Annotated in this window: 19 protein-coding genes and 2 tRNA genes; 20 read left to right on the top strand and 1 reads right to left on the bottom strand. The window is 49.9% G+C overall.

The window, feature by feature from the left end; translation table 11 throughout:
• Nucleotides 1–190: 190 nt before the first annotated feature.
• The 14 genes from IM300_RS20470 (at nt 191) to IM300_RS20405 (ending at nt 13,035) form a co-directional block, all read left to right on the top strand.
• Nucleotides 191–901, top strand: coding sequence for a type IV pilus major pilin (locus IM300_RS20470; RefSeq protein WP_193038091.1), 711 nt, complete (start codon nt 191–193; stop codon nt 899–901).
• An 84-nt stretch (nt 902–985) separates the two neighbouring features.
• Entirely contained in the window at nt 986–2,962 is a 1,977-nt protein-coding gene (locus tag IM300_RS20465; RefSeq protein ID WP_193038089.1) for a type II secretion system protein, read from the top strand.
• 27 nt (nt 2,963–2,989) lie between these two features.
• Nucleotides 2,990–3,439 carry a TcpQ domain-containing protein gene (locus IM300_RS20460; RefSeq protein WP_226842388.1) on the top strand — a complete coding sequence of 150 codons (450 nt, stop codon included), beginning with the start codon at nt 2,990–2,992 and terminating at the stop codon, nt 3,437–3,439.
• Between the two features lie 13 nt (nt 3,440–3,452).
• The gene (locus tag IM300_RS20455; RefSeq protein WP_193038087.1) at nt 3,453–4,910 is read left to right on the top strand and encodes a type II and III secretion system protein; all 1,458 of its coding nucleotides are present in this window, start codon (nt 3,453–3,455) and stop codon (nt 4,908–4,910) included.
• A gap of 11 nt (nt 4,911–4,921) precedes the next feature.
• A complete protein-coding gene (locus IM300_RS20450) occupies nt 4,922–5,464 on the top strand; it encodes a hypothetical protein (RefSeq protein WP_063867574.1) in 543 nt (180 codons plus the stop codon).
• Between the two features lie 3 nt (nt 5,465–5,467).
• Nucleotides 5,468–6,376, top strand: a complete 909-nt coding sequence (locus IM300_RS20445; RefSeq protein WP_193038084.1) for a hypothetical protein — start codon at nt 5,468–5,470, stop codon at nt 6,374–6,376.
• Complete coding sequence (locus IM300_RS20440) at nt 6,364–7,050, top strand: hypothetical protein (RefSeq protein ID WP_063867576.1); 687 nt, start codon at nt 6,364–6,366, stop codon at nt 7,048–7,050. The genes IM300_RS20445 and IM300_RS20440 overlap by 13 nt, the downstream gene beginning before the upstream one ends.
• Before the next feature lie 5 nt (nt 7,051–7,055).
• A complete protein-coding gene (locus tag IM300_RS20435; RefSeq protein WP_226842387.1) occupies nt 7,056–8,585 on the top strand; it encodes an ATPase, T2SS/T4P/T4SS family in 1,530 nt (509 codons plus the stop codon).
• The gene (locus tag IM300_RS20430) at nt 8,569–9,597 is read left to right on the top strand and encodes a type II secretion system F family protein (RefSeq protein WP_193038082.1); all 1,029 of its coding nucleotides are present in this window, start codon (nt 8,569–8,571) and stop codon (nt 9,595–9,597) included. The genes IM300_RS20435 and IM300_RS20430 overlap by 17 nt, the downstream gene beginning before the upstream one ends.
• A 1-nt stretch (nt 9,598) precedes the next feature.
• The gene (locus tag IM300_RS20425; protein WP_193038080.1) at nt 9,599–10,417 is read left to right on the top strand and encodes a hypothetical protein; all 819 of its coding nucleotides are present in this window, start codon (nt 9,599–9,601) and stop codon (nt 10,415–10,417) included.
• A 12-nt stretch (nt 10,418–10,429) separates the two neighbouring features.
• Entirely contained in the window at nt 10,430–11,269 is an 840-nt protein-coding gene (locus IM300_RS20420) for an A24 family peptidase (protein ID WP_193038078.1), read from the top strand.
• Nucleotides 11,269–12,402 carry a M23 family metallopeptidase gene (locus IM300_RS20415; protein ID WP_193038076.1) on the top strand — a complete coding sequence of 378 codons (1,134 nt, stop codon included), beginning with the start codon at nt 11,269–11,271 and terminating at the stop codon, nt 12,400–12,402. The genes IM300_RS20420 and IM300_RS20415 overlap by 1 nt, the downstream gene beginning before the upstream one ends.
• A gap of 204 nt (nt 12,403–12,606) precedes the next feature.
• Nucleotides 12,607–12,939, top strand: a complete 333-nt coding sequence (secG, locus tag IM300_RS20410) for a preprotein translocase subunit SecG (RefSeq protein WP_003861803.1) — start codon at nt 12,607–12,609, stop codon at nt 12,937–12,939.
• A gap of 9 nt (nt 12,940–12,948) precedes the next feature.
• Nucleotides 12,949–13,035 (top strand) — tRNA-Leu (locus IM300_RS20405).
• Nucleotides 13,036–13,188: 153 nt separating this feature from the next.
• Here the strand turns inward: IM300_RS20405 and argG are convergent.
• Nucleotides 13,189–14,535: an argininosuccinate synthase gene (gene argG / locus IM300_RS20400; RefSeq protein ID WP_112791854.1), complete on the bottom strand. Its 1,347-nt coding sequence runs from the start codon at nt 14,533–14,535 to the stop codon at nt 13,189–13,191.
• A 287-nt stretch (nt 14,536–14,822) separates the two neighbouring features.
• On the opposite strand from argG, the gene IM300_RS20395 reads away from it, so the two are divergent.
• From IM300_RS20395 to truB, 6 genes are all read left to right on the top strand, one after another.
• Nucleotides 14,823–14,899: transfer RNA gene (locus IM300_RS20395), tRNA-Met, on the top strand.
• A gap of 207 nt (nt 14,900–15,106) precedes the next feature.
• Nucleotides 15,107–15,559 carry a ribosome maturation factor RimP gene (gene rimP, locus IM300_RS20390; protein WP_193038074.1) on the top strand — a complete coding sequence of 151 codons (453 nt, stop codon included), beginning with the start codon at nt 15,107–15,109 and terminating at the stop codon, nt 15,557–15,559.
• Between the two features lie 28 nt (nt 15,560–15,587).
• Nucleotides 15,588–17,090, top strand: a complete 1,503-nt coding sequence (gene nusA, locus IM300_RS20385; protein ID WP_014885374.1) for a transcription termination factor NusA — start codon at nt 15,588–15,590, stop codon at nt 17,088–17,090.
• Nucleotides 17,091–17,114: 24 nt separating this feature from the next.
• On the top strand, nt 17,115–19,802 hold the full coding sequence (gene infB / locus IM300_RS20380; protein WP_063451047.1) for a translation initiation factor IF-2: 2,688 nt from the start codon (nt 17,115–17,117) through the stop codon (nt 19,800–19,802).
• A 106-nt stretch (nt 19,803–19,908) separates the two neighbouring features.
• Complete coding sequence (gene rbfA, locus IM300_RS20375) at nt 19,909–20,313, top strand: 30S ribosome-binding factor RbfA (protein WP_003861793.1); 405 nt, start codon at nt 19,909–19,911, stop codon at nt 20,311–20,313.
• On the top strand, nt 20,313–21,263 hold the full coding sequence (truB, locus tag IM300_RS20370) for a tRNA pseudouridine(55) synthase TruB (protein WP_107533969.1): 951 nt from the start codon (nt 20,313–20,315) through the stop codon (nt 21,261–21,263). Before rbfA ends, truB begins: the two co-directional genes overlap by 1 nt.
• The last annotated feature ends 120 nt before the right edge of the window (nt 21,264–21,383 follow it).

The raw sequence follows: 21,383 nt of genomic DNA, 5'->3' as shown, positions 1-21,383 counted from the left end.
TTTTACTTAACATCTTATTAAGTCAATAATGTTTGATTATTTCTCTATCACGTATTTTACTGGGTTGCGTCGTTAAATCTAAATTTATTCCTATTGTGTATTGGCGTAGGTTTAAAACTATGAAGCACGTTCCTATAATGCGTGAGTTCTCAGGAAAGGGTCTTGAGAATATAATTTAAAGGGAAATAGAATGAACGCTTTGGTTTGGAAACTGAAAGGAAACATGAATCGCAAGGCTGCGAAATTACAGGAGATGAGAAAGCAGCGCGGTGTTACCCTGCTTGAAATCATCATTGTACTGGGTATTATCGGCGTTATTGCAGCAGGCGTTGTTATTCTGGCGCAGCGTGCATTTACCGCACAGGATCTGTCTGACATTCAGAACAACGCGAACAGCATCCGTACTTCTATGGCGGAAGCGTTTAAAGATGAAGGCAGCTATCCTGCATCAGACACCATTGTGGGTCTGACTAAATCTTCAATTTCTGCTTCTGCCAGCAAGGCTCCAATCGTTACTCTGGTAAAACTGGGTAAAGTCTCTCCAGAAGAATCTTTCAACGGCATTTCTAACGATGCTTTCCAGTTAGGTAATGCAAAACTGGATGATACTTCTTCTCAGAGCAAAGCATTCGTCCTGGTGGTTAACGGACTGGAAACCGAAGAATGTCGTAACCTGATCTCTCAAATGGGTAACCAGTGGGATTATGTTGAAGCAATCAAGGATGGCGCTAACGCTGGTAAAGATGTCGCGAACATTGATGGTAAAAACCTGAGTGTTGCGAAGTCTGGTGCGATTCTGAAAACTATGATTTCAGGTGAAATCAAGGCTGATGAAATTACTGCTACAAATGTATGTGATGGTGCCGGTGCGATTAACGGCGTTATCTTCGGTAGCAAATAATTAATTACTGAACGCGTAATTATATTAGTGAGCACCTCCTTTATACGGAGGTGCTTTGTTAATCGTTCTAAAAGGTTTTTAACTATGCGCATCAGAAAGGATTCAGGCTTTAGCTTGCTGGAAATCATCATCGTGCTGGCTATTTCAGGCGGTATTATGGTGATGTACACCCATTATGCGCGTAACAAAGCCGAAAATATTGCTCAGCAGAACGTCGCTGACGCCCTTGCTGAAGAGATGAAAGGGGTGCTCAATTTTATTGATGATGACACCATTGCGCTGCTTGAACCAGAGAATCAGCAGGAAATGGACAACCCGCTTTACAGCAATGAGAAGTCTGAGTATGGCGACTACCACTTCCGCATAACAAATGAAATTAATGATACCGATACGGGAAGCGTGGATAACTATTATCTCTGGGGTAATAAGAACAATAAAGCTAACCAACAGCGTTATCTCTTTTTAAGCGAGAAGTGTAAAACGTCGCTTAAATCAAAATTTGCTTTTGAGAAAGAGTACCTGCCGTGCTTTATGCGCAACGTGGCAACCAACTCATCAGCGGTGATCGAACGCATCGGTTTTGCGGGTGGGCGCGACGATTCTGATCGCAAAAATGACATCAATCGTATGGACGTCATCGTCCGCTTTAAAAAAGAAGAGAAGAACAGCGACTATCATTTCGCTGACTATGCGCCCCATTTTGCCGAGGCGTTCTCAAAATCCGGTTTTGCGGTCTCGCACGCCATGATTGTGCATCGCGCCAACACTTCGTCTAACTGGCAGCTGGTGATGAATAAGCAAGACAAAACCACGCCTGTTGAACTGAGCAGCATCGCCAGCAACCTCGACGCGCTGGAGCAATACACCAAAGACGAATTTGGCGTGCGTTTTACCATTGATACTAACGATAACTCCAGCAACAGCGGCAATGCCGGCGGGAAGATGTGCTGGTCCCGTGGGGATAGTGGCGTAAAATTGTGCTACGACGATGATGTCGGAACGGGGTCTCATGGAGAAGACACGGTGATGAGCCTGACCATGACCGATCCGAATAGCACCCGAAACAGTGACCAAATGGGAACGCTGGAATCGAACATCGTCATGGAAAATACGGGGACCCGCGTCGCCATTTTCAAACGTAAAAGCGGATGGTTGCAGTTTGATGAAAATAACAACCCAATACCGCTGACGGATACGTGGCGAAACAATGAGACGATCGTTTCAGAATACACTTTGAACGATCAGCGTATCAATACGTGGGATCCAGCCGTCGATACCGAGAGGCCGTTGGGTGCTCTGGATTATCCCTCTCAGCTCTACGATGCCTATGAACTCGTTACGCCACCCGTTGTTGACTTCGCTGGCCCTGTTTCAGACGGAACAAACCTGGATCATAATGCTGATGGGACTGAAATACCTGACAGTGAAAAACCGCCAGCCTATCAGAAATACAGTGATTTTGCTTATGGGACTGATGCTGATCGTCCCGACCCGATCGAAAGTAATAAAAACGGTTTTCGTTATCCTGTGCAAATCTGTCCTAAAGTGGAGCAGGAACTCACGCTGATTGATGGCGACGGTGCGCCTGTGCTTGATGATGAAGGTAAGCCGAGAAAATATAAATATGTACGGCAGCTTTATCCAAGAATAATGGTAACTATCTCTTCTCTCGCCGCTTATGCTCCGGGAGAAGGGGGGCAAAGTGCGGTAGGTTTCTCAGTGCAGGACAGGACGCGGGAAGGGTTATCTGACACAAATGGAGCCGAATTGGGCCAGTTTGGTGGCCTTGCCGTACAGGTCGAATTTGCGGAGCAAGACACCACTGCGGGTGGAGGCTTTGGACAAGACGGTGCAACCACAAAAGGCGGCCACTACATACAATATAATTCAAAATATGTATGGATTATAAGTACAACAATGGGAATGTATCACGCTGCGACCGGTACAGGGATGAATGTATTTAACCCCAATACCGTATCGTATTCAGTAACCCGTTGGTGCAGTACCGTTCCGCAAAACGATACGCCAGCGGATCTTCTCGACACACAGCAATACGATTAAAAATTAATGTAATGGAATATAAATAATATGAATATTATTAAATCTTCTAAATGGACAGTGGCAAGTATATTGCTGTGTAGTATGAGTTACACTCATGCATCAATGAATACATCGCCAGAGATCGAGCTTGCGGCAAATACATCGACCCCGGCAGCGACCACCACTCCGCGTAACCCTTTTGCCGAGGAAAATAACGTACCGCCCGCTTATTCATCTCTGGCTCCGGTAACGCGTTCACTTTGCCTACAGGAAAACGTGTTATTAAGCCAGGCTATAAAACAGTGGGCCGAAAGTAATCATTACAAACTGTTCTGGAACAGTAAAAAAGATTATCTGGTCTACAGCACTATTACCCTGAACGGTAAAACGGATGATGATATTTTACAGTCGTTAGGGGAACTCTTTTTCTCAGAGAACTATGGTTTAGTCGTAAAAAAATACGAGAAAAACCACGTGATCGTTGTTGATGAAATGTAAGCGGAAGGATCCCATGAAACATAAGATTAGTGTGCTGTTGCTGGCTTTCCTTGCGCAAGGATGCGTAAGCGATTTCAATAAAAAATATGATGTTCCTGAAAAAATACGCGAACACACCGCTGATGCGACCACCAGCGATGAGGCGAAAACCAAACCCTATATTAAATATGATACGGCTTTTTTAGGTAAAAAAGTTCAGTACAGCGTTGAGCAGCAGAAGGTGATGAGTAAGCATGTGAAGATCACATCTTACGAGCCTACCTCTCTTTCGACGTTGATGGATGCCGTGTCTGCCCAAACGGGTATCAGTTTCCGCATTAATGCGTCAGCGATAAGCGATAAAAAAGCAACGGAAGACAACTCATGGGACGTTCCACGTTCTGTGCAGTTTGACGGTACGTTTGAAAGCTTTATGCAATACATTAGCTCATTGTACGACGTTAGCACTCAGCTCGACGACAACAATGTGCTGAAAATCAACGTGTTTGATACCTATGTATTGCGTCTGGATTTCTATGGTGAAAACAATAAAACTGAAACCACGCTCGATCTTTCTGGCAACGAAGCAACATCAGGCGGGGGCTTAACCGGCAAATCGGAGACAAAGTTTGAATCGTCGTTCTGGGACGATGTTGAGGATATGGCGAAAAACTACGTCACCTCTGGTAACTACAGTCTTTTCAAAGACTCGTCTATCCTGATGGTCAACGCACGTCCTTCTGAATACGAAGCGTTAAGTAAAGCGCTGGATAAGTACAAAGCGGATAACAGCCGCCAGTTTATTGTCACATACCGTATTTTTATTCTCGACAAAGAGAAAGAGAAACAGTTAAGCGGCGGTATGGATTTCAATTTTAGCGATGCACATAACACCATTAATTTGAGCAGTAGCATTTTCAATAACCTGGCCGGTGGAATCTCCGCTGGCTGGAAAAACAGTCGCGTTGATATTAATACCGGCCTGGATGCGCTTTACAAATTAACCGGCAGCGAATCGCTTCAAAGCGGTTCATTTATTACCCGTAATAACATGGCTGTACCGGTCAACATGACGCAATCTCAGTTTTATGTTTCCAGCAGAACACGTACAACGGATGATAATGGAGATGTCAACGTTGATGTTGAAACCTCTGAGATCGTGACCGGGACCAGCTTTATCATTACACCTCGCGTATTGTCCGATGGGCGCATAGAGGTGGTAAGCGGTTTTACAAAGCGTTTTCTTAACTCTATTGATGAGTATGACGATGTTCAGTTGCCTAACGTAAGCACCACGGAATCTTTCAACTCTTCCATCATCAAGCCAGGCGATCTGTTGGTAGTAGGAAAATTTGAAGTGAAGAGCTCGAAAGATGGGCTTCAGTATGAAGTGCTGGGTGCCTCCGACGGTAAAAATGAAGCTACAGCAACTGTCCTGATGGTCGTAGGGGTCGATTACTATCGTCAGCCGATCACGTCTCGCGGCGATTGAGAAATTGCATTATGAATAACCTTCTCTTGCAAAAAAACATCCTGACCGGTCTCCACTGGGAGCCGGAAAGCCTGAGCCATCTGCAACCGGCTGAACAGGCCTCGTTTCGGGGGATGATGAAAGCGAACCGCAGGCTGGTTTATTCGGATGCTTCCGGCACGCAGGCCTTAGGATACAGTACAAAAATTTCGACGTTATATGAGCCCTTTGCGCTCTATATCAAAGAGCTTTTTGGAGACGGTATTTACTTCTTTCATGAAAATGCAGAAACCACTTATTTTCTGATTATCAATGAAGGTCGAATTATCAGCGGAACGGATTGTTTCATTAGTACCGTTCTTTTTGATGAGCTCATGAAACACCCGGTGGGATATGAACATCTCGAGGTAACGCCGCTTGAAGAATCGCAGATAAACGTGGTCATTGAGCGCTGCGTGGCGCGACAGCTAAAGTTAAAGCGACGTCGTCGCTTGATCATTGGCTCAATCTTTATTGCTGGCCTGTCGATTCTGGTTATGTTGGCGCTGGTACTTCACTTTTTTGTGGCTGGATAAATTATGCTGGAAAGTCTCTATTTCTGGAAAGGTAATAATGGCGGCAGTCCTGTAAAAAAGATGCTGCTCATCGCGCTTGCTGTCGTACTGGTGTTATCTGCTGGAGGCGCAGGGGCGTGGTATTATTTTATTAAGCTTCCGGCTGAAAAGGCCGCTGAAGAAGCGTTGATGAGGCAGCGTCAGGCTGCCGAGAAATTACAGGGCGATATTGCCTCCGTGAAGTCCTTTTATGAAAAGTCTCTGGAGGGGGCAAGTATTATTAAAGCAATCAATTTTATCAACGAAGTTAACAATAGTTTAGCTGATTTCAAAGACCTTAGTATTGAAAGCGAGGCATTTGATTGCGACATTAAAAAATGCCGTTTCAGTTACGTTAACAGACCGGGGACGATACTGACTTTACCCGAGAAAACGTTTTGGGGAAAAGCCTACAAAGCCTCTGTGAACGCAAAAAAGGACAAAAAGAAAGGTAAGGATAAGTCAGATTTTGGTTACGAGGGCATCGAATCAAAACTAAATGGAAATGCGTTACAAACTGCGTATAAAAATAAGAAGCCGCTGGCGCTTTATCCCTGTAATGAAGTCGTGTCTTACATCCTGACTTACAATTCATTCCTCAAAAGTATGTCTGGTAACAAAAAGAAGACGGCTAACGGAGAAATAGTCATAAAGAAAATGCCTAACAGTGCTGTTACTGCTCTTGAAACGCAACTAGTGAGCAAAGTAAAGGCCTATGGGCTAATGGCAGGGACGTGGGAAATCCAATTCAAAGGCGGAGTGGTGAGTGAAAGTACCCTGAATTTACAGCTGGTACTCTTTAAGCAAGCATATCGTGACGCTTTTTTAATTAAACGGATTGAGTCGGAACATAAAGGAATTAAAGTTTCAGGAGGCCTGGTATGCAAAGCGTAAAAGTAATGATGTTAACCGCGGTATTTTCGTTATCGGTAGGGACGGCAGTGGCGGCGCCTTCCACAGCGTTGCCAAAAGCGCCCGACAGTGCTGCAAAAAAAGATGCAGTGACTGAGGCTAAAACGGACGTTCACAAAGAGAAGCCATCCGCGCCGAACGAGATTGCCGCAGCGCAGCCTCAAATGGCAATGGTGCAGGAGAAGCTTGACGAGAAGATCGAACCTAACGCGACGTCCAGTGCTAATGAAGCAGCTAAGGATCAGGCGAAGGTTAAAGATGAAACTCAGCTTGTTCAGGATCGTCTTGCCGAAATCGTTGAAGATGATTACGCCTATGAAAAAGCGCGTCGCAAGCTGGCTAATCTGGTTGAGCTACAGAAAATGATTAGCCAGATCCGTAAAATGAGTGCAGAAGACAAAAAGTACTCGGCACCGGTTCAAAAAGTTGAAGTGTCGCAACCCACCAAGGCGGAGCCAGTGAAATCAGCAGAACCGATAGCGATGCCGCGCGTTTTGTTTGAAACTCAAATCGGGGGTTCTCAGCGCACAGCCGTCAGTGACGGAGAAGAGTTGCGCTATGTTCGAAATGGCGAGGTCTTCACCATCGGCGGCAGCGATTACAAGCTCGCTAAAGACAGGAAATCTGTCGTATTAGCCAGGGATGCAGCCAAGTGAGCCTGATGTTTTTGCGAATTTCGGCAGAGGAGTTGCTGGCGGGTAAATGGACGTACCAGGAATATGACGGTATCGGCTTCACGGCCGCTATCGAAGAGGCCGAGTACCTTGTGATCTCGCATGTTGAAATCAACGATCTCTTTACCTACCAGATTCAGATATCACGGCTGATCTCACAGCATAAGCGTAAGATCCTGGGCATTGCGCTTGTGCAAGAGGACGATTTTTACCGGATAATTGAGCACGTCTCGCTGAAGAAAATCAGTGATGCCAATAAGAACATTGACATCACTGATACGCAAAAACAACTGGCGGCAATTTTGCAGCGTGCCGTGGGGATGGGGGCGAGCGACCTTCACATTACCCGCAACGACGTTCTGGCGCAGTTTGAGGCTCGCGTTAACGGCGTGCTGATGCCTTTTATGCAAATAAAATCTCAGCAGTGCGATGAGCTGGTTTTCGTTTTGTATAACGTGGAAGCCACTACCCGAGATACCACGTGGAACCGTGCGATACCGCAGAGCGCGAACATTCTGTACAGCCTCGGCGGTAAGCCCTTCCGCTTCCGCTACGCCCATTTCCCTATTTTTGGGGAAACGGCGGATTGTTATCACGCGGTTCTGCGTATTATTCCGTCCGGGCTGCAAAAAGGAAATATCGGGTCGCTGGAGAAAATTGGCATTTCGCCGGAAGAGGTCAGCGATCTTAAAAAGATCCTCAGTAATCCTTATGGCGCATACGTTATTGCGGGGACGACGGGTTCCGGGAAATCCACGACGCTTAAAAACCTTATGGAGTGGTTGCAAATTAACCGCTATGAAGATCGCGGCTGCTTCCTGACCGTAGAAGATCCGGTTGAGTATCAGATATATGGTGCGAAACAGAGCTCGGTGGTGGATGTTGAAGGCGGTGGTTTTCATGCCGCCATTAAATCGGCGCTGCGTCGCGACCCGGATGTATTAATGGTTGGCGAAATACGTGACAACATTTCTGCCAATGCCCTTGCCGGGGCCGTAGAGAGCGGTCACTACTGCTTTACAACGGTGCACGCGGGAAACATCGTTTCGCTTCTGCAACGTATGTCGGCGTTAGGTATTGGCAGCGACAAGCTCTCAACCCCAGGCTTCATCGCGGGTTTGCAGTGTCAAAAGCTGGTGCCGGTATTATGCGATAACTGTAAAACGGTGCTGGAAAAGAAAACCATTTCCGGTCACGAGTTTACGTTATACACCGCCGGCGAAAACGGATGTCCTCAATGCAAGAATAGCGGCATAAAGGGACGCCAGCTTGCCATGGAGTATTTTCTGCCAACGTATGAAGAGCTGGCGACCATCTCTCGCCAGGAGTGGCTAAATACCTTCACGTTGTGGCGCAACAAACGAAAGACGGCATCAGGTTTAACGGAGGGTTTTGAGATCCGTGAAAAAGTGATGGCACACGTTCTGAATGGGCGCATAGACGCCCGCTGGTACGCCATGGAGTTTGGCGATGTATCACAAGATGATCTGGAGATGATCGTTGAAAAAATTCGGTAAAAAACAACGCCTGTACGTCTATCAATTTTGTGCGGATATGATTAAGGCGGGTTTGCCGCTATTTGACTCCCTGCAAAAATTGCAGATAGAGGGGCGGCCGCTGCTTGGTAAAGGGTTCAGCAATAAGCTGGCTGACGTACTGAAGCAAATGAAGCAGGAGACCTCTGTGTCTTCTGTTTTTTCCGGCATGGTGCCAAACTCAGAGCTGAGCGTAATAACCGCTGCTGAAAAAAGTGGTAGCCTCGCCGACGGCTTTTTGACGCTGGTTGCCGTTATTCACTACAACGATGAGCTGAGAAAGAAAATTGTCGGCGCGCTGGTTTTTCCGCTGATTATGATTTCTTTATCCTTGGTGGTTATTGCCGGCTATTCGCAGAAAGTTTTTCCGGCCTTTGCGTCCGTAGTTCCCGTTGAAAAGTGGCCTGGGGTTACGCAAAACCTCTATAGCTTCGGGACCGCTTTGTACCAGGGGCTGTGGCTAAAAATTTTAATCGGATTTGTGGCTCTCGTTATTGTTGTTAGAGTGATGATGGCCAACTTCAGCGGCAACATGAGAAATAAAGTTGTGGACAGGGTTCTGCCCTTTTCAACCTACCGTCAGCTCACGTCTTCGGTATTTTTGAATAACCTTTCATTGATGCTGAGTAACAACATACCGCTGACGGATGCGCTAGCCATTATACACCTGAATGCCAACCGCTGGTTGCGCTGGCACCTTGACGTCATGATCGACAATATGGCAAAGGGTATTCACTACAGTAAAGCGCTGTCGACAGGGTTAATGGGCGTAGAAGAACTTCTGAATATCAGCTTATATGCCGAATTGCCGTCATTTAACGACGTTTTGCGTTCGGTGTCGGAACGCTCACGAGAGCGTATTCAGGAATATATAAAAAAGCTGTCCGGATTATTAAAAAATCTGGCGACCGTTATTTTGGGTGGATGCGTAATTTGGGTCTTTTTGGCCCTGTTTGCCTTGATGGACACCTTATCAAAAACGGCAGGGGGTTAAAATGAAAAGAACATCTGCGAAAGTACTTACTGTATTCGTTACGGTACTGTTGTCATTAGTATCGGCGAACGTAGCGGCTGAACAGAAATTTGGTTTTGGTACAAGGCAGGGCAGTTGCAGCCTTTGGTTGATGCCTTTCCCTATATCCCTAAAGCGTTCATATTATAACGTGCCAGGCTGGAAATATGATTTCAATGTGATATGGATAGACGACACGGGGAATAAGGGGCTGGATAATTATGTTGATCTCTACACCAGCGCAGGAAATTCCACCTGGATTAAGGATATTCTTAACGGTTCAGATAAGCCAATTTGCACGAAAACAGATGGCTCCGGATGCGTACAGGCGAAATTTGCCGCCGTGGGCCATGGCGTATCCGCCTATGATCAGATTAAAAAAGAATATTCTGGAGATAAAGTAAAGGTCTTTAGCGGGAGTATGGACGAAAATGGAGATTATTATTGGATTTATTATCTCCCGGTACGGAAAGTAAAATTGCTGCGGGTAGAAATATTTACCCCCTTCACAGGTGGTAAAGAAATTGACGAATCAGTTGAACCGCTCTTCTTTGAATATCGGAAAACCGGTGCGGGGGATGAACTCCATCTTACTTCCAGCGGGTCGACGGCCCCTAAAAACTCGGGGATCGTTCTGCCGGACACGATTAGCCTTACGAAAACCATCTCTGAGATTAATGTCTGGGTTGAGGATCCATACGTCTCAGAAGCACCTAACGCCTGGGACAACGTCAAACCGGGAACCTCGTTTATTTCTACGAGCGCTGCGCAGGTTGCGGCCATTCCCGAAGCTTGCCAATAAAAGGAGAGTTTAATGCGCATGGAAGCGTTTTTCGCCCCGTACTTGCCATGGATGGCGCTCGTTTTAGGATTGCTGATTGGCAGTTTTTTGAACGTAGTAATTTATCGTTTACCCGTCATGCTATTAAGGACTCATTCTGATCCGGAAAGCCTGAACGGTTTGCCCGACGTGAATCTCTGGTGGCCGCCTTCGCACTGCCCTATGTGTCAGACCAACATTAAGCCCTGGGATAACATCCCGGTTTTGAGCTGGCTGCTGCTGCGAGGGAAGTGCCGCCATTGCAAATGTACCATTCCCTCTCAGTATCCGCTAAGTGAGGCGTTGATCGGCGCCGGTTACTTTGCGCTGGTCTATTTCTACTACCCTCAGCACAGCCTGGTGCAGATAGGCTTTATCGCTCTGTTTTTCAGCCTGCTTTATACGCTAGCCATGATTGACCTTAAGACATTCCTGTTACCGGACAGCCTCGTCTTTTTACTGATGTGGGCCGGGCTAATCGCCTCCGTGAGAAATGTTATTCCCGTCTCGCCTCGCGATAGCGTGATGGGCACCGCCTTTATTTGGGTCTTTACGTGGTTAATGGCGCAGGGCTATGCGTGGATCGCGCGTCGTGAAGGATTTGGTCAGGGTGATGTAAAGTTATTTGCCGCCTGTGCCGTATGGTTGGGGAACGATAATATTGCACACCTGATGTTGGGCTCTGCCGCGCTTGGGGCGGTGTTCTTCATCGTGCGCTGGGTTATGTCTAAAAAGAAATCTCATCAGGATGATGAATCAGAAGGCTATCTGCCATTTGGCCCCGCGATAGCTATAACTGCGCTTGTAGTAATGCACATGGAGGTGCTTAAATAATGTCCTTTCTTCTGTTGTCGGGCGCGATGCTTGCGCTCAGTCCGGTCAAGCCCGTTCCGCTCGAATGCCACTATGCCGCCCTACAGGCGTTACTGTCTGCCAGACTATCCGACAGCGTGACCGCGCGTGCGGGCATTTTACCGTCCCTGAATAGCCCGGCATGTGTCTCTTATGATCAAGGTATCGAAATCGCGACGCTAACGGATTACCTGTCAGCATTCGATCGGCTTATCCCCGTTCCAGCCACGCGTCTTGCGCAAGCCGAAGAGGCGAAAGAGTTTGACTATTCAACCTTATTTCCGCCTGAAGTGCCTGAACCTGAAGCTTCCGATCAGGATGCCGGGGTGAGCACGATGACGGCCCTGGACGGAGAGGCGGGCAGCAGCGTCTTTACGGTGATGAACGCCACCATACCTACTGCCAGCGCGCCAGCGCCGGAATGGAAACCGTTGCTGAGCCAGCAGGCGCGATCGAGCCAGTTTATTTTCCCGCTGGCCACTTCGCCTTATGTCACCTCGCCGTACGGCCTGCGGTATCACCCCGTTATTCACTCCTTTATGCGTCATGAAGGAACGGATTTCAGGGCGGCCGTAAACAGTGAGGTGATGACCATCGCCGATGGGATGGTTGTTGAAGCGGGGTACGGCCCCGTCACGGGCTTCTTTATTACCGTGCGTCATGCTGATGGCTGGAGCAGCCGCTATCTTCATCTTAGCGAGCTCCATGTTGCGAGAAACCAGTTTGTGCGAAAGGGCAACGTTATTGGTTTGTCCGGAAATACCGGGCGTACCAATGGGCCGCATTTGCATCTTGAGATCAGCCACAACGACAAATTAGTCGATCCCATGTCGATATTGTTTGAGCAAAGAACGTCGGCGGAGCCTATGACGGAGTCGCATCACGCAGAACCGCCGGAGCCTAAACCTGAACCGGTGGATATGACGCCGTCCATCGCGGTCATCGCCGGTGAAGGTGAAAATCTGCAAATTGGCGTTCGTATCGGACGTAAATTATCCATGTATAATCCCTCCGAAATGATTGAAACGGAGGAGGGGAACTGGAGAATTATCAAGAAGTTCGGTAAATATAAGCTCTCTAAGATCCAGACTGCTTCAGCGAGCGGGCAAAATTGACGTTTTTAGCTTCTTGTGCGCGGTTTTTTGTTTAGATTAAATCCACTTTGCTGGTTTTTTCTTCACTTGATACAATGCACTTAAATTGCCCTTGCGAAGGTGATTCGCTTTGGTTAGTATTCACACCCGCTTCAGTAGGAAACAAAATCCTGCTAAATGGTCGAAGCATTGGTATGCGGCAAATCCGCAAGGAACAGGTTGATTATGTACGAAGCTCTTTTAGTTATTTTCCTTATTGTAGCCATCGCTCTCGTAGCGCTGATCATGCTGCAACAAGGTAAAGGCGCTGATATGGGAGCCTCCTTCGGAGCAGGCGCTTCCGGTACGCTGTTCGGTTCAAGTGGTTCTGCGAACTTCATGACCCGCACGACGGCGATTCTGGCTACGCTGTTCTTCATCATCAGTCTGGTGCTGGGCAATATCAACAGCAACAAGACCAGTAAAGGAAGCGAGTGGGAAAATCTGAGCGCGCCAGCCAAAACTGAGCAGACTCAGCCAGCTGCACCGGCTAAGCCAACCAGCGATATCCCGCAGTAAGTATTCCGTACCGAGGTGGTGGAATTGGTAGACACGCTACCTTGAGGTGGTAGTGCCCTAACGGGCTTGTGGGTTCGAGTCCCATCCTCGGTACCAATATTCCAGAAGAAAGACGTCGAAAGACGTCTTTTTTTTCGTCTGTATATTGTGGTGTCGGGCTAAATGGCGGGTGGCGCTGCGCTTACCCGCCCTACAAATACCAAATAAAAAAGGCGCCCATTGGGCGCCTTTTGCATGTCTGGCAGTCAGTTACTTCTTATCGCTGTGTTCCAGGTTCTCAACCTGCGGCAGGCCGTTACCTGAATTCGCAGAGAGCAGGCCATTCTCAACGTAGTTGAACAGCTTCTCACGGGTATCGGTAATGTCCAGATTACGCATGGTCAGCTGGCCAATACGATCGTCCGGCGAGAAGACTGAATCACCTTTCTCCATGGTCAGACGCTCTGCTTTATAGGTCAGGTTGTCAGACACGGTATTCAGGATGGAGTAATCATTACCGCGACGCAGTTCCAGCGTCACTTCGCCGGTGATAGCACTCGCCACCCAACGTTGCAGGGCGTCACGCAGCATCAGGGCCTGCGGATCGAACCAGCGACCCTGATACAGCAGTTTGCCCAGCTGGCGACCATGTGAGTGATACTGCTCAATGGTGTCTTCGTTGTGAATGCCGGTCAGCAGACGCTCATAAGCGATGTGCAGCAGCGCCATCCCCGGAGCTTCGTAAATGCCACGGCTTTTCGCTTCGATGATACGGTTTTCGATCTGATCGCTCATGCCCAGACCGTGACGGCCGCCGATGCGGTTGGCTTCCAGCATCAGTTCAACATCGTCGGAGAAAGTTTTGCCGTTCAGGGCAACCGGATGACCACGTTCGAAACGCACGGTCACTTCTTCTGCCGGGATCTTCACGCTTTCGTCCCAGAACTTCACGCCCATAATCGGGTTAACAATTTTTACGCTGGAGTTAAGGAATTCCAGATCTTTCGCTTCGTGCGTCGCGCCCAGCATGTTGGAGTCGGTTGAGTAGGCTTTCTCAACGGACATCTTGTAGTCGAAGCCGCAGGCAATCATAAACTCGGACATTTCATGACGGCCACCCAGCTCGTCGATGAAGTCGGTATCCAGCCACGGCTTGTAAATCTGCAATTCAGCGTTGGTCAGCAGGCCGTAACGATAGAAACGTTCAATATCGTTGCCTTTATAGGTGCTACCGTCACCCCAGATGTTAACGCCATCTTCTTTCATGGCGGCGACCAGCATGGTGCCCGTGACGGCACGGCCCAGCGGAGTGGTGTTGAAATAGGTCAGGCCGCCGGTGGTGTTATGGAATGCACCGCACTGGATAGCGGCAATGCCTTCGGCAACCAACTGCTTACGGCAGTCAATCAGACGTGCGTTCTCTGCGCCATATTCCATGGCACGACGAGGGATCGCGTCATAATCTTCCTCGTCCGGCTGACCCAGGTTCGCTGTATATGCATAAGGAACCGCTCCCTTCTGGCGCATCCACAGCAGTGCAGCGCTGGTATCCAGGCCGCCAGAAAAAGCGATGCCAATACGTTGTCCTACCGGGAGATGCTTGAGAATCGTCGTCATAGAATAAAACCCTGCTTGATTGACTGATGAGAGATCGCTTTCGTTCTCTTGTGCATTTTTATGCAAAATAAGTGAGTATTCATTTAATCATCTTTTGGCGAAGACCGGAAGAGATGCGTGCGTTTTTTGTAAAAATTTTGGTCTAAACGATCTGGCGGAAGCCGGGTTGACAGGTGGGGTCAACTATCAATATACTGAACGCCGATTTTACGTCCCGTCTTCGGTACCAAATCCCAGCATTATTTGCAAATTCTGTCCAAAACGCGTAGAATTTGCCACGTTTCAGGCGCGGGGTGGAGCAGCCTGGTAGCTCGTCGGGCTCATAACCCGAAGGTCGTCGGTTCAAATCCGGCCCCCGCAACCACTTTCCTATAAAGTTCTTTTTCAAATATACTGTGAAGACTTAGAGCCTTCGTAGCTGGATTTGAAAAAATTCTTTCGGAGAGTGCTCCAGGCCACAGTTGTGGCTATAGGGTTCAGTTATCTAAAGCCCCGATTTATCGGGGTTTTTTGTTATCTGACTACAGAATAACTGGGCTTTACGCCCTTTTTTTATGTCTTGGGGGTGGGCTTGTCCACATTAGAGCAAAAATTAACAGAGATGATTACTGCACCGGTCGAAGCACTGGGCTACGAACTGGTCGGCATCGAATTCGTTCGCGGCCGCACATCGACGCTGCGCATCTATATTGATAGTGAAGATGGCATCAATGTTGATGATTGTGCTGATGTTAGCCACCAGGTGAGTGCGGTTCTTGACGTTGAAGACCCAATTACCGTTGCGTACAACCTGGAAGTTTCCTCACCTGGCCTCGATCGCCCGATGTTCACGGCCGAGCACTATGTGCGCTTTACCGGTGAAGAAGTGGCTCTGGTTCTGCGTATGGCCGTACAGAACCGCCGTAAATGGCAGGGAATTATCAAAGCCGTTGATGTTGAAATGATCACGGTGACAGTCGAAGGCAAAGATGAAGTGTTCGCGCTGAGTAATATCCAGAAGGCGAACCTGGTTCCCCACTTTTAACAGTCTGGATTGAGGTGAAAAGCCCGCGATGAACAAAGAAATTTTGGCTGTTGTTGAAGCCGTCTCCAACGAGAAATCACTGCCGCGTGAGAAGATTTTCGAAGCGCTGGAAAGTGCACTGGCTACAGCAACCAAGAAAAAATACGAACAAGAGATCGATGTTCGCGTAGAAATCGATCGTAAAAGCGGTGACTTCGATACATTCCGTCGTTGGGTAATCGTTGAAGAAGTGACCCAGCCGACCAAAGAGATCACCCTGGAAGCGGCACGTTTTGAAGACGAAAGTCTGAACGTGGGTGACTACGTTGAAGATCAGATCGAATCTGTTACCTTCGACCGTATCACCACCCAGACCGCGAAGCAGGTTATCGTGCAGAAAGTGCGCGAAGCCGAGCGCGCGCTGGTTGTCGATCAGTTCCGCGATCAGGAAGGCGAAATCATCACCGGCGTGGTGAAGAAAGTGAACCGCGACAACATCTCTCTGGAGATCAAATCCGAAGGGATGCCGGGTAACGCTGAAGCCGTGATCCTGCGTGAAGACATGCTGCCGCGTGAAAACTTCCGCCCAGGCGACCGTATCCGTGGTGTGCTGTATGCCGTACGCCCTGAAGCGCGTGGTGCACAGCTGTTCGTGACCCGTTCTAAACCAGAAATGCTGGTTGAACTGTTCCGTATCGAAGTGCCGGAAATCGGCGAAGAAGTTATCGAAATCAAAGCGGCGGCCCGCGATCCGGGTTCCCGTGCGAAAATTGCGGTGAAAACCAACGACAAGCGTATCGACCCGGTCGGTGCTTGCGTCGGTATGCGCGGCGCACGCGTTCAGGCGGTTTCTACCGAACTGGGCGGCGAGCGCATTGATATCGTTCTGTGGGACGACAACCCGGCGCAGTTCGTGATCAACGCAATGGCTCCGGCTGATGTGGCGTCTATCGTTGTTGACGAAGACAAACACACCATGGATATCGCTGTAGAAGCGGGCAACCTGGCGCAGGCGATTGGCCGTAACGGTCAGAACGTACGTCTGGCGTCACAGCTGAGCGGCTGGGAACTCAACGTCATGACCGTTGATGACCTTCAGGCCAAGCATCAGGCTGAAGCCCACGCGGCGATCGATACCTTCACCAAATACCTGGACATTGACGAAGACTTCGCCACTGTGCTGGTTGAAGAAGGTTTCTCAACGCTGGAAGAACTGGCCTACGTGCCAATGAAAGAGCTGCTGGAAATTGACGGTCTGGATGAACCAACCGTTGAAGCCCTGCGTGAACGCGCTAAAAACGCACTGACCACCCTGGCGCTGGCTCAGGAAGAAAGCCTTGGCGATAAGAAGCCGGCTGATGACCTGCTGAATCTGGAAGGTCTTGATCGTGCGATTGCGTTCAAGCTGGCTGCCCGTGGTGTTTGTACGCTGGAAGATCTCGCTGAGCAAGGCGTTGATGACCTGGCTGATATCGAAGGTTTAACCGACGAGAAAGCCGGCGAACTCATCATGGCCGCACGTAATATTTGCTGGTTCGGCGACGAAGCGTAATAAACTGTAGCAGGAAGGAACAGCATGACTGATGTAACTGTAAAATCGCTGGCTGCTGAGATTCAGACCTCCGTGGACCGCCTGGTACAGCAATTTGCTGATGCAGGGATCCCGAAGTCCGCTGATGACTCGGTGACCGCGCAAGAAAAACAAACCTTGTTATCGCACCTGAACCGTGAACACGGCTCAACGCCTGACAAGTTAACGCTACAGCGTAAAACGCGTAGCACGTTGAACATCCCTGGTACCGGTGGCAAAAGCAAGTCGGTACAAATCGAAGTCCGCAAGACGCGCACCTTTGTAAAACGTGATCCGCAAGAGGCAGAACGCCTTGCCGCGGAAGAGCAGGCACAGCGTGAAGCGGAAGAACAAGCTCAGCGTGAGGCAGAAGCCACTGCCAAACGTGAAGCAGAATTAAAAGCTGAACGTGAGGCCGCAGAAAAAGCGAAACGCGACGCCGGTGAAAAAGCGAAGCGTGACGCTGCGGAAAAAGACAAAGTGAGCAATCAACAGACCGACGAAATGACCAAAACTGCCCAGGCTGAAAAAGCCCGCCGTGAAAATGAAGCTGCCGAGCTGAAGCGTAAAGCGGAAGAAGAAGCCCGCCGCAAGCTTGAAGAAGAAGCTCGCCGCGTCGCCGAAGAAGCGCGTCGCATGGCAGAAGAAAACGAGAAGAACGGCGTGAATACCGCTGAACCAACTGAAGACACCAGCGATTATCACGTCACTACCTCTCAGCATGCGCGTCAGGCAGAAGACGACAACGACCGTGAGGTTGAAGGTGGTCGTAGCCGTACCCGCAGTGCAAAAGCGGCGCGTCCTGCGAAAAAAGGTAACAAACACGCTGAATCTAAAGCTGACCGTGAAGAAGCACGTGCAGCGGTTCGCGGTGGAAAAGGCGGCAAGCGTAAAGGTTCCGCTCTCCAGCAGGGCTTCCAGAAGCCTGCTCAGGCCGTTAACCGTGACGTTGTGATCGGTGAAACCATCACCGTTGGCGAACTGGCTAACAAGATGGCGGTGAAAGGCTCTCAGGTCATCAAAGCGATGATGAAACTGGGCGCAATGGCCACTATCAACCAGGTTATCGACCAGGAAACCGCACAGCTGGTTGCCGAAGAGATGGGCCACAAAGTTATCCTGCGTCGTGAAAACGAGCTGGAAGAAGCCGTCATGAGCGACCGTGACACTGGCGCAGCGGCTGAACCGCGCGCACCGGTTGTGACCATCATGGGTCACGTTGACCACGGTAAAACCTCTCTGCTTGACTACATTCGTTCTACTAAGGTTGCCTCCGGCGAAGCGGGTGGTATTACCCAGCACATCGGTGCTTACCACGTAGAAACCGAAAACGGCATGATCACCTTCCTGGATACCCCAGGCCACGCAGCGTTTACCTCAATGCGTGCACGTGGTGCTCAGGCAACGGATATCGTTGTCCTGGTTGTTGCTGCCGACGATGGCGTGATGCCACAGACCATTGAAGCTATCCAGCACGCGAAAGCGGCGCAGGTGCCTCTGGTTGTTGCAGTCAACAAAATCGATAAGCCAGAAGCCGATATGGATCGCGTGAAGAACGAACTGTCCCAGTACGGCGTTATGCCGGAAGAGTGGGGCGGTGAAGCGCAGTTCATCCCTGTATCTGCAAAAGCGGGTACCGGTATCGACGACCTGCTGAACGCCATCCTGCTTCAGGCTGAAGTTCTGGAGCTGAAAGCGGTTCGTAAAGGTATGGCGAGCGGCGCGGTAATCGAATCCTTCCTGGATAAAGGTCGTGGTCCGGTTGCAACCGTTCTGGTTCGCGAAGGTACTCTGCACAAGGGCGACATCGTTCTGTGTGGCTTCGAATACGGTCGCGTTCGTGCGATGCGTAACGAACTGGGTCAGGAAGTGCTGGAAGCAGGTCCGTCCATTCCAGTAGAAATCCTCGGCCTGTCCGGCGTACCTGCTGCCGGTGACGAAGTGACCGTCGTTCGTGACGAGAAGAAAGCGCGTGAAGTGGCTCTGTATCGTCAGGGTAAATTCCGTGAAGTGAAGCTGGCTCGTCAGCAGAAATCTAAACTCGAGAACATGTTCGCCAACATGACCGAAGGCGAAGTTCACGAAGTGAACATCGTTCTGAAAGCGGACGTTCAGGGTTCTGTGGAAGCGATCTCCGACTCCTTGCTGAAACTGTCTACCGACGAAGTGAAAGTGAAGATCATCGGTTCTGGCGTAGGTGGTATCACCGAAACCGACGCAACCCTGGCAGCCGCGTCCAACGCTATCCTGGTTGGCTTCAACGTTCGTGCTGATGCTTCTGCGCGTAAAGTGATTGATGCTGAAAGCCTGGATCTGCGTTACTACTCCGTCATCTATAACCTGATTGACGAAGTGAAAGCAGCGATGAGCGGCATGCTGTCTCCTGAGCTGAAACAGCAGATCATCGGTCTGGCTGAAGTACGTGACGTGTTCAAATCACCGAAATTCGGTGCGATCGCGGGCTGTATGGTTACCGAAGGGACCATCAAACGTCACAACCCAATCCGCGTACTGCGTGACAACGTGGTTATCTACGAAGGCGAGCTGGAATCCCTGCGCCGCTTCAAAGATGACGTTAACGAAGTCCGTAACGGCATGGAATGTGGTATCGGCGTGAAGAACTACAACGACGTTCGCGTTGGCGATATGATCGAAGTGTTCGAGATCATCGAAATTCAGCGTACCATCGCGTAATCTTCTTCAACTGAAGATTAACTAGCGTAGGCCGGGTAAGCGAAGCGCCACCCGGCAATAATTTTAAAAAGGGGCTTAAGCCCCTTTTTTGTCTGGAGAATTTATTATGGCGAAAGAATTTGGTCGCCCTCAGCGCGTCGCGCAGGAGATGCAGAAAGAGATCGCTCTCATTCTGCAACGTGAAATCAAAGATCCACGCGTGGGAATGATGACCACCGTGTCTGGCGTGGAAATGTCCCGCGATCTGGCGTATGCCAAAGTGTTCGTGACGTTCCTGAATGACCAGGATGAAGACGCCGTGAAGAACGGCATTAAAGCGTTGCAGGAAGCCTCTGGTTTCATCCGCTCTCTGCTTGGCAAAGCGATGCGCCTGCGTATCGTGCCGGAGCTGACCTTCTTCTACGACAACTCGCTGGTCGAAGGTATGCGTATGTCCAACCTGGTGACCAGCGTGGTGAAACATGACGACGAGCGTCGTGTTAACCCGGCGGACGACAGCAAGGAGGACTGATGAGTCGTCCTCGTCGTCGCGGTCGTGACGTTCATGGCGTGCTGTTGCTGGATAAACCGCAGGGCGCATCCAGCAACGACGTGCTGCAAAAAGTGAAGCGTATTTATAACGCCAACCGCGCGGGGCACACCGGCGCGCTGGATCCGCTGGCCACCGGTATGCTGCCAATCTGCCTGGGGGAAGCGACAAAATTTTCCCAGTACCTGCTGGATTCCGATAAGCGCTACCGCGTGATTGCCAGACTGGGCCAGCGCACGGATACCTCCGATGCAGACGGTCAGGTGGTGGAAGAGCGCCCGGTGACCTTCAGCGCAGAGCAGCTTGAAGCCGCGCTGGAGAGCTTCCGTGGTGACACGATGCAGGTGCCGTCGATGTATTCGGCGCTGAAATATCAGGGCAAGAAGCTCTACGAATATGCGCGCCAGGGCATTGACGTTCCGCGCGAGGCCCGCCCGATTACCGTGTATGAGCTGCTGTTCATTCGCCACGAAGGTGACGAGCTGGAGCTGGAGGTCCACTGTTCGAAAGGGACGTACATTCGCACCATCATTGACGACCTCGGTGAAAAGCTGGGCTGCGGCGCGCACGTGATTTATCTGCGTCGTCTGGCGGTCAGCAAATATCCGGTCGAACGCATGGTGACGCTTGAGCATCTGCGCGCGCTGGTTGAACAGGCGGAAGCACAGGGAATTGCGCCGGCAGATCTGCTGGATCCGCTGCTGATGCCAATGGACAGCCCAGCAGTGGACTTCCCGGTTGTTAATCTTCCTTTAACATCGTCCGTTTACTTTAAGAACGGAAACCCGGTCCGCACAACGGGGGCGCCGCTTGAGGGCCTGGTTCGCGTGACGGAAGGTGATGAAGGCAAGTTTATCGGAATGGGCGAAATGGACGGTGAAGGGCGCGTGGCGCCGCGTCGTCTGGTCGTCGACTATCCGGTCGAAGCATGACGGTGATAACGCCTCACCTTGCGATAAGCAGGGGAGACGAGTAGAATATCGCCGCTTAACGCCTGGTAAATTGTTTAACAATTTGCGGGGCGTACATGGGATAGCTGAATTAGAGATCGG

This window comes from Enterobacter cloacae complex sp. I2, assembly GCF_014896205.1.
Lineage (GTDB): Bacteria > Pseudomonadota > Gammaproteobacteria > Enterobacterales > Enterobacteriaceae > Enterobacter > Enterobacter quasihormaechei.
The sequence above is the reverse complement of the archived record's forward strand: the minus strand, read 5'-3'. Positions and strand labels throughout refer to the sequence as shown.

Bases quoted from the DNA above. Each gene is read 5' to 3' on its own strand.
- IM300_RS20470 (WP_193038091.1), top strand. From the start codon at position 191: ATGAACGCTTTGGTTTGGAAACTGAAAGGAAACATGAATCGCAAGGCT.
- IM300_RS20465 (WP_193038089.1), top strand. From the start codon at position 986: ATGCGCATCAGAAAGGATTCAGGCTTTAGCTTGCTGGAAATCATCATC.
- IM300_RS20460 (WP_226842388.1), top strand. From the start codon at position 2,990: ATGAATATTATTAAATCTTCTAAATGGACAGTGGCAAGTATATTGCTG.
- IM300_RS20455 (WP_193038087.1), top strand. From the start codon at position 3,453: ATGAAACATAAGATTAGTGTGCTGTTGCTGGCTTTCCTTGCGCAAGGA.
- IM300_RS20450 (WP_063867574.1), top strand. From the start codon at position 4,922: ATGAATAACCTTCTCTTGCAAAAAAACATCCTGACCGGTCTCCACTGG.
- IM300_RS20445 (WP_193038084.1), top strand. From the start codon at position 5,468: ATGCTGGAAAGTCTCTATTTCTGGAAAGGTAATAATGGCGGCAGTCCT.
- IM300_RS20440 (WP_063867576.1), top strand. From the start codon at position 6,364: ATGCAAAGCGTAAAAGTAATGATGTTAACCGCGGTATTTTCGTTATCG.
- IM300_RS20435 (WP_226842387.1), top strand. From the start codon at position 7,056: ATGTTTTTGCGAATTTCGGCAGAGGAGTTGCTGGCGGGTAAATGGACG.
- IM300_RS20425 (WP_193038080.1), top strand. From the start codon at position 9,599: ATGAAAAGAACATCTGCGAAAGTACTTACTGTATTCGTTACGGTACTG.
- IM300_RS20420 (WP_193038078.1), top strand. From the start codon at position 10,430: ATGCGCATGGAAGCGTTTTTCGCCCCGTACTTGCCATGGATGGCGCTC.
- IM300_RS20415 (WP_193038076.1), top strand. From the start codon at position 11,269: ATGTCCTTTCTTCTGTTGTCGGGCGCGATGCTTGCGCTCAGTCCGGTC.
- secG (WP_003861803.1), top strand. From the start codon at position 12,607: ATGTACGAAGCTCTTTTAGTTATTTTCCTTATTGTAGCCATCGCTCTC.
- argG (WP_112791854.1), bottom strand. From the start codon at position 14,535: ATGACGACGATTCTCAAGCATCTCCCGGTAGGACAACGTATTGGCATC.
- nusA (WP_014885374.1), top strand. From the start codon at position 15,588: ATGAACAAAGAAATTTTGGCTGTTGTTGAAGCCGTCTCCAACGAGAAA.
- infB (WP_063451047.1), top strand. From the start codon at position 17,115: ATGACTGATGTAACTGTAAAATCGCTGGCTGCTGAGATTCAGACCTCC.
- rbfA (WP_003861793.1), top strand. From the start codon at position 19,909: ATGGCGAAAGAATTTGGTCGCCCTCAGCGCGTCGCGCAGGAGATGCAG.
- truB (WP_107533969.1), top strand. From the start codon at position 20,313: ATGAGTCGTCCTCGTCGTCGCGGTCGTGACGTTCATGGCGTGCTGTTG.